The organism is Paraburkholderia sejongensis (assembly GCF_020880815.1).
GTDB lineage: Bacteria > Pseudomonadota > Gammaproteobacteria > Burkholderiales > Burkholderiaceae > Paraburkholderia > Paraburkholderia sejongensis.
The window spans coordinates 1-14,261 of record NZ_JAJITD010000013.1 but is presented as its reverse complement, the minus strand read 5'-3'; the positions used below and the strand labels follow the sequence as shown (position 1 = coordinate 14,261).

Genomic DNA, 14,261 nt, shown 5'->3' with positions numbered 1-14,261 from the left:
GATAAGCATCATGTCAGCATCCACCCCGCGCCGGCTGCGCAGCCAGGAATGGTTCGACGATCCTTCGCACGCGGACATGACGGCGCTGTACGTCGAGCGTTTCATGAACTACGGTCTGACGCGCGAAGAGTTGCAGTCGGGCCGGCCGATCATCGGCATCGCGCAGACCGGCAGCGATCTCGCACCGTGCAACCGCCATCACATCGAACTGGCCGCGCGCACCAAGGCCGGTATTCGCGACGCCGGCGGGATTCCGATGGAATTCCCGGTGCACCCGCTCGCCGAACAGAGCCGCCGGCCGACCGCCGCGCTCGACCGCAATCTCGCGTATCTGGGCCTCGTTGAAATCCTGCACGGCTTTCCGCTCGACGGCGTGGTGCTGACCACCGGTTGCGACAAGACCACGCCGGCCTGCCTGATGGCCGCGGCGACCGTCGATATGCCGGCAATCGTGCTGTCCGGCGGCCCGATGCTCGACGGTTGGCACGATGGTCAGCGGGTCGGCTCGGGCACGGTGATCTGGCATGCGCGCAATCTGCTCGCGGCCGGCAAGATCGACTACGAAGGCTTCATGGAGCTGACCACCGCTTCGTCGCCGTCCATCGGTCACTGCAACACGATGGGCACCGCGCTGTCGATGAACAGTCTCGCCGAAGCGCTCGGCATGTCGCTGCCCGGCTGCGCGAGCATTCCGGCCGCGTACCGCGAGCGCGGCCAGATGGCTTACGCGACCGGCAAACGGATCGTCGATCTGGTGCGCGAGGACGTGCGGCCGTCGCAGATCATGACCAAAGAGGCGTTCGAGAATGCGATCGTGGTCGCGTCGGCGCTCGGCGCGTCGACCAACTGCCCGCCGCATCTGATCGCGATTGCACGGCATATGGGCGTCGAATTGAGCCTCGACGACTGGCAGCGCGTCGGCGAAGAGGTGCCGCTGATCGTCAACTGCATGCCGGCCGGCGAATATCTCGGTGAGAGCTTCCACCGCGCGGGCGGCGTGCCCGCGGTGATGCGCGAACTCGCGAACGCGAAGCTGGTGCACGAGGACTGCCTGACGGTGTCGGGCCGCACGATGGGCGAGATCGCGGCCGCCGCGCCCGCGCCGGATCGCGAAGTGATCAAGACAACTGACGATCCGCTGAAACACGGCGCGGGCTTCATGGTGCTGTCGGGCAACTTCTTCGACAGCGCGATCATGAAGATGAGCGTGGTCGGCGAAGCGTTCCGGCAGACCTATTTGAGCGAGCCGGGCGCGGAGAATACCTTCGAGGCGCGCGCCATCGTGTTCGACGGTCCCGAGGACTATCACGCGCGCATCAACGATCCGTCGCTGGAGATCGACGAGCACTGCATCCTCGTGATTCGCGGCACCGGCACGGTCGGTTATCCGGGCAGCGCCGAGGTCGTCAACATGGCGCCGCCGGCGGAGTTGATCCGCCAGGGCATCACGTCGCTGCCGACGCTCGGCGACGGTCGCCAGAGCGGCACGTCGGCGAGCCCGTCGATTCTGAACATGTCGCCGGAAGCGGCGGTCGGCGGCGGCCTCGCGCTGCTGCGCACCAACGACCGCATTCGCGTCGATCTGAACGCGCGCAGCGTGAACGTGCTGGTCGACGAAGCCGAACTCGCGCGACGCCGCGAGACCGTGAAATTCGACATTCCGCCCGCGCAAACGCCGTGGCAGGAGCTGTATCGCAAGACGGTCGGCCAGCTCTCGACCGGCGGCTGTCTCGAACCGGCAACGCTGTATCTGAAGGTGATCGCCGAGCGCGGCAACCCGCGCCATTCGCATTGACGTGCGGGCGACGAGGCCGCGCCGCTTCCTTGAAGCGCGCGCGGCCCGCCCCGCGCCGTTTCCCAACTACTTTTAAAGACCCGATCCCATGTCCGCAATTTCTCCTTCCAGCTTTCTCCCCGACGATCTGAACGACGCGTTGCTGGTCGGCCGCGTGTGGCGCGACACCGGCGCGCACGCAGGACCGTGCGTGGTCGTCGTGCGCGGCGGCGAGGTATTCGACATCACCGCGAGCATCGCGACGACCGCCGATCTGTTCGAGCGCGACGATGCCGCGCAATTCGCACGCAAGGCGGCCGGCGAATCGCTCGGCCCGGTTGCGCAACTGATCGCCGCGAATCTGCCGGAGGCGCTGGCTGCCAATGCACCGGCCGTGCGTCTGCTCGCGCCGTGCGACGTGCAGGCGATCAAGGCCTGCGGCGTGACCTTCGCGGTGAGCCTGATCGAACGCGTGATCGAGGAGCAGGCGGGCGGCGATCCGGCGAAAGCGAAGGAAGTGCGCGAGACGATCGCGTCGACGATCGGGACCGACCTGTCGAAGATCAAGCCGGGCTCGGAAGCGGCGATGAAGCTGAAGGCCGAACTCGAACGTCGCGATGCGTGGTCGCAGTACATGGAAGTCGGCATTGGTCCGGACGCCGAAGTGTTTTCGAAGTCGCAGCCGATGTCGGCGGTCGGCTTCGGCGCGGACGTCGGCCTGCTGGAAGCGTCGGTGTGGAACAACCCGGAACCGGAAATCGTGCTGGCGGTGAATAGCCGCGGCGCGGTGGTCGGCGCGACGCTCGGCAACGACGTGAATCTGCGCGACATCGAAGGCCGCTCGGCGCTGCTGCTCGGCAAGTGCAAGGACAACAACGGCTCGTGCGCGATCGGCCCGTTCGTGCGGCTGTTCGACGAGCGCTTCTCGCTCGATACGGTGCGCACGGCGAGCGTGTCGCTGCGCGTGGAAGGCGCCGACGACGACTTCGTGCTCGACGGCGTGAGCCATATGAGCGAGATCAGCCGCGACCCGGCCGACCTCGTCGCGCAGACGTGCGGGCGCCATCACCAGTACCCGGACGGCTTCATGCTGTTCCTCGGCACGATGTTCTCGCCGATCAAGGACCGCGACGCGCCCGGCGCCGGCTTCACGCATCACCTCGGCGACCGCGTGACGATCTCGACCCCGCAGCTCGGCGCCCTCACCAACACGGTACGCCTGTCCACCGAAATCGAACCGTGGACCTTCGGTGTGCGCGCGTTGTATCGCAATCTCGCGGCGCGTGGCCTACTCGGCGACGCATAACGTCTTCAGGAGGATCAACACATGAGTCAGTTTGCTAACTACATCGACGGCCAGTGGGTCGACGGCGCGAGCGTGTCGCGCAACGTCAATCCGTCGAATCTCGACGACGTGATCGGCGAATTCGCGCAGGCCGACGCCGAGCAGACGCAACGCGCGATCGGCGCCGCGCGCAAGGCGTTCGCGACGTGGTCGCTGTCCACGCCGCAACAGCGCTTCGATCTGCTCGACCAGGCCGGCAGCGCGATCCTCGCGCGCAAGGCCGAACTCGGCCGGCTGCTCGCGCGTGAAGAAGGCAAGACGCTGCCCGAGGCGATCGGCGAAGTGGGCCGCGCCGCGCAGATTTTCAAGTTCTTCGCCGGCGAAGCGCTGCGGCTCGGCGGGGAAACGGTGCCGTCGGTGCGGCCCGGGATGACCGTCGAGATGACGCGCGAGCCGGTCGGCGTGGTCGCGCTGATCACGCCGTGGAATTTCCCGATCGCGATCCCCGCGTGGAAGATTGCGCCGGCGCTCGCGTACGGCAACACCGTCGTGATCAAGCCGGCCGATCTCGTGCCGGCGAGCACGTGGGAGCTGGTCAAGATCATCGCCGAAGCGGGCGCGCCGGCCGGCGTGATCAATCTGGTGATGGGACGCGGTTCGGTGGTCGGCGAGGCGCTGGTGTCGTCGCCGGATGTCGATGCGCTGAGCTTCACCGGTTCGGTGGCGACCGGCCGCGCGATCGGCGCGAAGTGCTTCGAGTCGGGCAAGAAATTCCAGCTGGAGATGGGCGGCAAGAACCCGATGGTGGTGCTCGACGACGCCGATCTCGACGTCGCGGTCGAAGCGTGCATCAACGGCGCGTTCTATTCGACCGGCCAGCGTTGCACCGCGTCGAGCCGGCTGATCGTGACCGAAGGGATTCATGACCGCTTCATCGATGCGATGAAGGCGCGCATGCAGAAGCTGACGGTTGGCGATGCGCTCGCGGACGGCACGCACATCGGCCCGGTCGTCGACGATAAACAGCTGGCGCAGGACGAGCGCTATCTGGCGGTCGCCCGCGAAGAGGGCGGTACCGTGTTCGGCGGCGAGCGGGTCGATAACGCAACGCGCGGCTACTTCCTCGCGCCCGCGCTGGTCACGCAGACCACGCCGGCGATGCGGATCAATCGTGAAGAAGTGTTCGGGCCGGTCGCGTCGGTGATCAAGGTGAAGGACTACCAGGAAGCGCTGGCGGTTGCCAACGATACCGAGTTCGGGCTGTCGGCCGGCATTTGCACGACTTCGCTGAAGTACGCGAGCCATTTCCGCCGCCATGTGCAGGCGGGGATGGTGATGGTCAACACCGCGACCGCGGGTGTCGATTATCACGTGCCGTTCGGTGGCCGCAAAGGTTCGAGCTATGGTCCGCGCGAGCAGGGCAGTTACGCGCGCGAGTTTTATACGACGGTGAAGACTGCTTATATCAATCCGGGTGCGGTTTGATGTGAACCTCTGACGGCTGTCGCCGCGGAAACGGAACTGGCCCGCCATCGCAGTGAATTGCGATGGCGGGCCAGTCTGTTTTTGGTGTTCGGGATCGCTCGTGTGATTTTCGATCGGGACAGCGGACATAAGACTTTTAAAGTCCGTTTATACATTTTAAATAAATAAGCCAAACCATTAAATATAGATAAATAGACCAAACTTCAGATTTGTCCGGTGTTTGCCCTCAGCTCGCTCTGATAGCCTGCGTTCCTCAGTCATCCAGATCAGTTCGAGGGGCGACGCCTGAACGGCCATCAGAGCCCGGTGTCGTCGGAAAGGTATTCGAACGCCGCTGCATTGCGCAGGGTTTCGTTCGGCCTCACAGACACCGCAAAAATGAATAACCGTTGTCTCCGGCTTGTATTCAGCAAGCTCCGGGGTATGCTCATCGCCGTTGCAGAGACTGCAAACGCGCATGGAAATGCAGGTCGCGGTGAGAGCGGCCCGTCAGTCGCGCTGCCATCCTTCACGCTTTTCGCGATGCGTCACACCGCATTCGCCGCGCTGATCCTCGCCGGATTCGCTCCCGCTTTCTCGAATGCGCAGATCGTGCCGTCCGGCGCGCACGCGCCGGACGTGATCGGTACGGCCAATGGCCTGCCGCAGGTGAATATCACGAAGCCGTCCGGCGCGGGCGTATCGCTCAACACGTATTCGCAGTTCGACGTGTCATCCGGTGGCGCGATTCTCAATAACTCGCCCGTTAATACGCACACCGAACTCGCGGGACAGATATCGGGCAATAAGAATTTCGGCGCAAACGATGCCGCGAAGCTGATCGTCAACCAGGTCAACAGCAATAACCCGTCGTTGCTGCGCGGCTATGTCGAGGTCGCCGGACAGAAAGCGGGCGTCGTGCTGTCCAACAGCTCGGGCATCGTGGTCGACGGCGGCGGTTTCATCAACACCACGCGCGGCATTCTGACGACCGGCAATCCGCTGATCGATGCGAATGGCAATCTGACCGGCTTCGACGTTACCGGCGGCACGATCACGGTTCAGGGTGCGGAATTCAATGCATCGAATATCGACCAGGTGGATTTGATTGCGCGCGCGGTTAAGGCGAATGCCGCGATCCGTGCGAATACGCTGAACGTCGTGGCCGGCGCGAACCATGTCGATTACGCGACGCTGAAGGCGACGCCGATTGCGGGCAATGGCGCGGCGCCCGGTGTGTCGATCGATGTCGCGCAGCTCGGCGGGATGTACGCGAACCGTATCGTTCTGGTGGGCAACGAGTACGGCGTTGGGGTCGCGAACGCCGGCACGATCGCCGCGCAGGCCGGCGATCTGACGTTGACCACGTCGGGGCAACTCGTCCAGTCGGCCAGGATGACCGCAAGCGGCAATCTCGCGATCGACGCGGCAAGCGTGGCGAACAGCGGCACCGTCTACGCACAGCAGTCGACCTCGATCGCGACGGCCGGCGCGCTTGCGAATAGCGGCACGCTGGCCGCGCAGCAGCACACGTCGATCAGCGCGGGCAGCGTTGCATCGACCGGTGTGCTCGGCGCGGGCATCGACAGCGATGGCGCGCTTGTGGGCAACGGCGATCTCTCGGTGACATCGGCGGGCACGCTTTCGGCGAGCGGACACAATGCCGGCGCGGGCAACGTCACGCTCTACGGCGTAGCACTCGACCTCGCCAATGCGCAGACCTGGGCAGGTTCGGCGCTCGCGCTGAGCGCTAGCGGCGGTAACCTGAGTCTCGTTAATGCAATGACGGGCGCGGGTTCGTCCATTACGGCAAACGCGGCAGGCACGCTCGACAACAGCGGCGGCACACTCAACGCGCCCCAGCTTGCGATTCACGCGGCGAACCTGACTAATCGCGGCGGCACTGTTACGCAGACGGGCACCGGCCCGATCAACGTTGCGGTCTCCGGCACTGTGGACAACACCAGCGGCACCTTGCAGACGAACAGCGCGGATCTGGCGCTGACGTCGGCCGCGATTCTCAACGACAACGGCACGATCAGCAACTCGGGCACCGGCATCCTGTCCGTGCAGACCGGCTCGCTGTCGAACGATGGCGGCACATTGGCGACCAATGGCGCGCTCGAGGTGCAGGCGGAAGCAGTATCGAACCGGAGCGGTACGCTGGCGGGGCAGTCGTCGGCGGATTTTGCGGTGGGCTCGCTGGACAACGGAGCCGGTGGTCAGATCAGCGCCCGCAACGTGTCGATTGCGGACAGGGGGCGGTTCAGCAACGCGGGCGGCACCGTACAGGCCGACGGTACGCTGGGCGTCAGCGCACAGACGGTGGTGAACGACGGCGGCAGCATCTCCAACGCAGGGCCGGGCGCCACTACCGTCAATGCGGCCGCTGCGCTGACCAACACGGCAGGCGGCGTGATCGGCGGCAACGGCGACGTGGCGGTGTCCGGCGGCAGCATCGACAACGGCGGCGGCTCAGTCGTCGCGAGCGGCGCGCTGACCGCGCAGTCGGGCGGCACACTGAATAACGCGGCGGGGCTCATCCAGTCGAACGGCAGCGCGTCTGTGTCCGCGCAGGGGGCGCTCACGAACGTGGGCGGCCAGATCGGCACGAACGGCGGCACGGCCACGCTGAAAATTTCCGGCGCATCGCTCGACAATAGTTCGGGCCGCATCGCCAATATCGGCACCGGCGCGACGACGGTGAACGCCGGCGCGATCACGAACAGCAATGCGGGTGGAGTCGCGGGCGCGGGTGTGATCGGCGGCAACGGCGACGTTACGCTTGCGGGCGCGTCGTTGTCGAATACCCAAGGCGGTCAGATTATCGCGGGGCATGACCTGACGCTCGATGAATCGCAGTCGGTGGACAATTCGGGCGGCACGCTGTCCGCCGCGAACGACCTGACGCTCGACGGCGCGGGAGCGGCGGTGAGCAACGTGAACGGCTCGATTCATGGCAACGGTGTGGTGAGCCTCGATAGCGCGTCGTTGGATAACACGTCGGGCAAGATCGGCAACGATCAGCGCAGCGGTGGCGGCATCGCGATCACGACGGGTACCCTCGCGAATCAGAACGGCGCGATCGGCAGCGACCGGAACCTGACGCTCACGACGAACCAGCTCACTGGCGACGGTACGATCGTCGCGGGCGTCGACGGCGCGGTGACGGTCAACGGCGACTACACGAACCATGCTGCCAACCAGATTCAGGCGAACCGCAATCTGGACTTCACGGTCGTGGGCAACCTCACCAATCAGGGCACGCTGGGCGCGGTCAATGCACTGACGGTCAACGCCGCGAACATCGACAACCAGGCGGGCGCGGACCTCAATTCGTCCAGTACGACCGTCAACGCGGCGAACGCGATCACCAATGAAGGCCGCATCGAGGGCGATACCGTTGCGACGAACAGTGCAACGCTGACCAATACCGCCACCCTCATCGGCGATACGGTCACGCTCAACGGCAGCCAGTCGATCGTCAATAGCGGGGCCGCGGCGATCATCGCGGCGGCATCCGAAGTGAATCTGTATTCGCGCGGCGATATCTCGAACACCGGCGGCGCGAATATCTTCAGCCTCGGCGATATTCACATCGCCGCCGACGCCACGCGCGACGCGAACGGTCTGCTCGCCAACCGCAGCCGGTCGGTCACGAACGACCAGTCCACCATCGAGGCGCAGGGAAACATCGAAGTCGCCACGCAGACGCTGACCAACTCGCGGCCCGCGCCGACGGTCGAGAACGTGACAACCGATGTCGAATCGGTTCACCAGACCAAGCGCAGCAAGTACATGGCCTGTACGCCGAGCAATGGCAACGGAAATGCGGGCTGTGGTGATTCGGTGTGGTCGGGTCCCTACAAGACGCCGCTCACGGCGATCTACGCCGCTTCGGACGTCGTTTCGGAAACCTCCGGCCCGAACGCTACCGACCGCGCGCTCGTCGTGAACGCGAACGGTGTCCAGCAGACGATCTGGTACAACACGTCCACGAAGAATCCCGATGGTTCGGTCACGGTCACCTACTGGGACGGCTACGACCCGAACATCAACTACGATCCGGCCACCGAATATGCGGTGCGCAGCGACGGCCACAATGGCTACCAGCGCGTGGAGATCGCACGCGATACCACGACGACCACGCAGGAGGACCAGGTGACCGGGCCGCAAGCGAAGCAGGCGCAACTGCTCGCGGGGGGCAACCTGGTGCTCGCCAATGTCGGCACGCTGAACAACCTGAACAGTGCGATCGCGGCAGGCGGTTCGATCCAGATCGGCAGCACCGCGCAGACCGGCTCTCTCGATCCGGCCGGCAGCGGCAACTACGGCGGCACGCAGGTCAACAACGTCGGCCAGACGCTGTACCAGTACCAGCGTCAGGACATCGTATCGACGTACGCATGGAACGAGAACATTACGCGGGACGTGGGCCAGGTGACCCAGCCGTCGATCGTGCTGACGCCGGTTGCGATAGGCGGCACGGGCGGCACGATCATCGCGAACGACGCCGTGGTGATCAGCGGGACCGATATCAACAACACCAACGTCGCGGCGGCGAACTCGTCGACGGGCGCAACGGGCGGCACGCTCGGCGCGAACCAGGCACTGATGGGCCAGAAAGCAAATGCGCCGCAGACGGTCGCCGATAGCGCCGGCTCGCTGCATATCACGCTGCCGACGAGCGGCCTGTATTCGCTCAATACCGCACCGAATGCGTCGTACCTCGTCGAAACAGACCCGCGTTTCACGAGCTATACGCAATTCATCAGCAGCGACTACATGCTCGACCAGCTCGGGCTCAATCCGCAGAGCGTGGAGAAACGCGTTGGCGACGGACTCTACGAGTCGCAACTGGTCCGGAACCAGATTACGCAACTCACGGGCCGGGTTTATCTGCAAGGCTATAGCAGCAATCTCGACGAATACACCGCGCTGATGACGGCGGGCGTGAATGTCGCCCAGCAGTTCGGCCTCGCGGTGGGCATCGCGCTGACCGCGGCGGAGATGGATGCACTGACGAGCGATATCGTGTGGCTGGTCAGCCAGACGGTCACGCTTCCGGATGGAACGACGCAATCGGTTCTGGTCCCGCAGGTCTATCTGGCGCAGACGCACGCGAACGATCTGCAGGCAACCGGCGCGCTCATTGCCGCCGACGATCTCCAATTGCACGCGACGGGCAGCGTGAGCAACAGCGGCACGATCAAAGGCGGTACGCAGACGGTGGTGAGCGCGACGGACATCCTGAACCGTGGCGGCGCCATCGGCAGCAGCGGCAGTGACGGAACCACGGTCGTTTCCGCGACCGACGACGTGGTCAACGCTTCGGGACTGATCTCAGGAAATCGCGTTGCGGTGCTGGCGGGCAACAATATCCTCAACACGACACTCGTCGATGCGACCGGAGTCAGCTCGGCCGCGGGCGACAGTAAAGCGAACACGACACTACTCGGCGCGCAGGGCACGATTGCATCGACCGGCGACATGGTGATTGCAGCGGGTAACGACCTGACCGTGCGGGGCGCGAACATCAGCGCGGGCGGCGCTGCGCAGATCAGCGCCGGCCATGACATCACCGTCGATGCGGTGCAGTCCACTACATCGCAATCGCTCGCGCAGAACGATCAGCATCACTGGGAAGAGAGCACCGTCATCAACCAGACCAGCGCGATCACCGCGGGTGGCGATCTGGCGATACAGAGCGGCAACGACGCAACGTTCAAGGGTGCGACGGTGACGGCTGGTGGTGATATGGCAGTCGTCGCGGGCGGGGATCTGACGGCGACCACGGTGACGGATACGGCGAAGTATGACAACGTAGCCACCGACGGCAGCTCGCGCAAGGAAGTGGACCATACCTACGACGAGCAGGCGGTCGGCACGACCTTTACGGCGGGGGGCAATGCGACGCTTGGCGCGGTCAGCGCGGATGCGGGCAAGGGTAATGTGACGTTGAGCGGGTCGACACTCTCGGCCGGTACGGGAGCAGCGACGATCGCCGCAAGCGGCGACGTCACGCTGAACGAAGCCCGCGAGGAGCACGACAGCTATCAGGCGGTTCAGTCGAAGCGCGGCAGTTTCGTGAGCGGATCGACGACCGACACGATGCAGGCGACGCAGGCGAATATCGGCGTGGCGAGTACGGTGTCGGGTGATTCGGTGACGGTGCAGGCCGGGCGTGATCTGACCGTTCAGGGTAGCAACGTAGTCGGCACCAACGATGTAAAGCTCGGCGCGACAGGCAATGTCAATATCACGGCATCGCAGGACACGCAGCAATCGCAGAGCAGTTATCAGAAGAAGGAATACGGCTTCCTGTCGGGCCTGAATCTGCTGAACCAGCTCGACGGCGGCCTGCAGGGCTACACGATCGGCACGCGCACCACCACCGACGCGCAACAGGCTGCGCAGACGACGAACAATGGCAGCGTGATCGGCTCGCTCAACGGCAATCTCACCGTCACGGCCGGCAATGACGTGCATGTGACGGGCAGCACGCTGCACGCAGCCAACGATCTGAATCTCGCGGGCAAGACCGTGACGATCGATGCCGCCTACGACACCGCCACCCAGAACCAGCAGCAGTCGTTCAAACAGACGGCGATCTCCGGGGGCGTCAGCAATCCGGTGATCGCGGCCGTGCAGACCGCGAACCAGATGCGCAAGGACGTCAAGAAGACCGACGGCGACGCGCGGCTCACCGCGCTTGCTGCCGCAACGACCGGCCTTGCTGCGAAGAACGCCTACGATGCGGTGATGAGCGATCCGACGAGCGTCGGCGGTGTCGGTATCAATGTGTCGCTTGGCACGAGCCACAGCAACAGCAGTTCGACGGCGTCGTCGAGTACCGCGGTGGGCAGTACCGTATCGGCGGGCCACAACCTGAACATTGCGGCGGCCGGCGAGGGAGCGGACAGCAATATCAACGTGATCGGCAGCGATCTCAGCGCGGGCAATAACGCCACGCTCGATGCCGAAGGCGCGATCAACCTGCAGGCCGCGCAGAACACCGACAGCCAGCAGAGCACGAACAGCGGATCGAGCGCGAGTATCGGCGTGACGTTCGGCGTCGGCAAGTCGAACGGCATCTCGTTCAACGCGGGCGTATCCGGTACGAAGGGCAACGACAACGGCGGCGATACGACGTGGACCAACACCCACGTCAACGCAGAGAACATGCTGACGCTCCAATCGGGCGGCGATACCAACCTGAAGGGCGCGGTCGCGGATGGGCAGCAGGTGATTGCCAGCGTCGGCGGCAATCTGAATATCGAAAGCCTGCAGGATACGAGCACGTACAACTCGAAGCAGCAGAGCGGCGGTGTGTCGGTGAACGTGTGCGTGCCGCCGCTGTGTTACGGCGCGTCCAGCGTGGCGGGCAATATCGGCCAGCAGAAGCTGAACAGCAACTATGCGAGCGTAACGGAGCAGTCGGGTATCGGGGCTGGCGACGGCGGCTTCCAGATCGACGTGAAGGGCAATACGGACCTCAAGGGCGGGGTGATTTCCAGCAGCGATGCGGCGGTTCAAAGCGGCGTCAACAGTCTGACGACCGCGACGCTCACGCATAGCGATATCGAGAACCGGGCCGAATACAGCGGACAGTCGTTGGGGATCAGCGGCGGCTTTGGCGGTGAGATCGGCAAGAGCCAGAGCGGTACCGCCGACAACGTCAACCCGGTTCCGGGCACGACGCTGCCGAAGAACGGCGGCGGGCCGAGCGGCCTGACGATGGCGCCGCCGATCGCGATGAGCGCATCGGGCGATGCGAGCGGGACCACGAAGAGCGCGATCAGCGGCGGCACGATCACGATCACCGATGGCGCGAAACAGCAGCAGCTGACGGGGCAAACGGCGGAGGAGGCGGTTGCCAGTATCAACCGCGATACGTCGGACACGCTGGGGTCGGTCGCGCCGATCTTCGATAAGGACAAGATCGAGGCCGGGTTCGATATCACGAGCCAGTTCATCAACCAGGTCGGCACGTTCGTCGGCAACCGGGCAAAGGAGGCGGATGCGGCGAAAGCGGCGGCGAATGATCCGAAGCTGACGCCGGAGCAGCGCGCGCAGGCGCAGCAGCTGGCGGATCAGCTCAATGCTGAATGGGGGCCGAGTGGGACCTACCGTCAGGTGCTGACGGCGTTGAGCGTGGCGGCTGGCGGGAACGTGACCGGTAGCGTGGGGCAGTTTGCGCAGAGTGCGACCGTTGCGTATTTGCAGGAATTGGGTGCGAGCGGGGTAAAGGGCATCGCGGACTATCTGGACAAGGACAGCACGGCGGCTGGTGAAACAGCACGCGCCGCCTTGCATGCGATTGTGGGTTGCGCGGGGGCGGCGGCCAGCAGCCAGAGTTGCGGCGCGGGTGCGATGGGAGCGGCGGCGAGTTCGGTGCTCGGTAGCCTGCTTTCGTCGACGGAGGGCATGTCGGCGGAAGATCGCGAGGCGCGGGAAAACCTTGTGACGAGTCTGGTTGCCGGCATAGCAGCGGTCTCGGGAGCGAATGCAGCGACTGCAAGCGGTGCTGCGCAGATTGAAGTGGAGAATAATCAGGTTTCGATTCTTGCGCCTACAAAGAACCCGCTGACGACCGATCTGGTGAAGACGTTCTGTTCAACGGGTAACTGTACGGACGAGCAGGTGAGCCAACTGCTTCAGGCGCAGAATCAGATCAATGAGGCGGCAGGCAAGAACGCGGTGACGGCGGCTGCAGCGGCGGCGATTGTTGTGGCGGTGCCCGCGCTTGCAGTGCTGGGGCCGGAAGCGTTGGCGTTGGCGTTGTCGAATCCTGCTGCGGCCGTGAATGCTGGCATCATTACGGCAGAGACGGCTGCGGCGATCGCGACGAATTCGGTCACGCCGGGGGTGGTGGTTGAGGGGGTTGGGGCGAAGGCATCGGGCGAATTAGCAACAAAAATTGACGTTGAAATTGCTGCTGGAAAGTTCGAATATCTTTTTGGTAATGTGACGAGTAGCACTCATAATGCGGCAAGATCAAATCAGCTAGCTTTGGAAATGAAGCGGCTTGGAGTATCCGATACACCGGAGGGGCATGCGATGATTTCAGAATACCTGAAGAACGTGGTGAACACGGACGGAAATATATCGCGAACGTTCTCGAGCCAATATGGAAATTTTGAAGTAAGGGATTCGCTATTCATTGGCCCATCAGGTCAGGCAGTGAAGCTGGAAAGCACGTTTCTAGTGAATGCTGACGGGACGCGACGTCTTAGCACTATTATTCCATTCCAAACAGGTAAGTAAATGGATTTTCCGACAACAGATTATATTTTGGCAGAGTTCGGTATCGAGCCCGTAGAGCAAGAGGCCGAGATTGCTCTTAGTTCGTATTGTGTAATTTCAAAAGAGGGTGACCTGAAATTGAATTTTTCATTCAGCGAGGTTTTCAGGTCATTCCAGGTCCGGTTATGCATCGATGGTCGTGAAATAATGGATTTCACTAGCGAAAATGTGCATCGAATTGAAATATATCGCGATAACATCGGAGAAGGTATTCGGGCAATATTTGAAATTCAAGGCGTTAAAGCTGAGTGCGTCGTAAGACTTAATCCAGACATTCAGTGTCGTTGGTGGTTGCTGTCAGCAGAATAGTGAGCTTGCCCCCGAAAAACGAATCTCTTGCTGAGCGGTAAACTCACGCAAGGAGAAAACATTGATGACAAGCAAGGCAAAGCGAGCGCAGTACACGCTCGAGTTCAAGCTGGAAGCCGTGCG

Annotated in this window: 5 protein-coding genes; all 5 read left to right on the top strand. The window is 63.5% G+C overall.

The window, feature by feature from the left end; genetic code table 11:
• Nucleotides 1-10: 10 nt before the first annotated feature.
• The 5 genes from LJ656_RS23820 to LJ656_RS23800 all read left to right on the top strand — a co-directional run bounded on the left by LJ656_RS23820 (nucleotide 11) and on the right by LJ656_RS23800 (nucleotide 14,138).
• Nucleotides 11-1,795 (top strand): IlvD/Edd family dehydratase, encoded by a 1,785-nt coding sequence (locus LJ656_RS23820; RefSeq protein WP_230511975.1) that lies wholly within the window; start codon nucleotides 11-13, stop codon nucleotides 1,793-1,795.
• Nucleotides 1,796-1,883: 88 nt separating this feature from the next.
• Nucleotides 1,884-3,080 carry a fumarylacetoacetate hydrolase family protein gene (locus LJ656_RS23815; protein WP_230511974.1) on the top strand — a complete coding sequence of 399 codons (1,197 nt, stop codon included), beginning with the start codon at nucleotides 1,884-1,886 and terminating at the stop codon, nucleotides 3,078-3,080.
• A 21-nt stretch (nucleotides 3,081-3,101) separates the two neighbouring features.
• A complete protein-coding gene (locus LJ656_RS23810) occupies nucleotides 3,102-4,544 on the top strand; it encodes an aldehyde dehydrogenase family protein (protein WP_230511973.1) in 1,443 nt (480 codons plus the stop codon).
• 378 nt (nucleotides 4,545-4,922) lie between these two features.
• Nucleotides 4,923-13,790 (top strand): hemagglutinin repeat-containing protein, encoded by an 8,868-nt coding sequence (locus LJ656_RS23805; RefSeq protein WP_230511972.1) that lies wholly within the window; start codon nucleotides 4,923-4,925, stop codon nucleotides 13,788-13,790.
• Nucleotides 13,791-14,138, top strand: coding sequence for a hypothetical protein (locus LJ656_RS23800; protein ID WP_230511971.1), 348 nt, complete (start codon nucleotides 13,791-13,793; stop codon nucleotides 14,136-14,138).
• The last annotated feature ends 123 nt before the right edge of the window (nucleotides 14,139-14,261 follow it).

Excerpts from the sequence above, each read along its gene's own strand:
- LJ656_RS23805 (WP_230511972.1), top strand. The coding sequence starts at position 4,923 with ATGAATAACCGTTGTCTCCGGCTTGTATTCAGCAAGCTCCGGGGTATG.
- LJ656_RS23820 (WP_230511975.1), top strand. The coding sequence starts at position 11 with ATGTCAGCATCCACCCCGCGCCGGCTGCGCAGCCAGGAATGGTTCGAC.
- LJ656_RS23815 (WP_230511974.1), top strand. The coding sequence starts at position 1,884 with ATGTCCGCAATTTCTCCTTCCAGCTTTCTCCCCGACGATCTGAACGAC.
- LJ656_RS23810 (WP_230511973.1), top strand. The coding sequence starts at position 3,102 with ATGAGTCAGTTTGCTAACTACATCGACGGCCAGTGGGTCGACGGCGCG.
- LJ656_RS23800 (WP_230511971.1), top strand. The coding sequence starts at position 13,791 with ATGGATTTTCCGACAACAGATTATATTTTGGCAGAGTTCGGTATCGAG.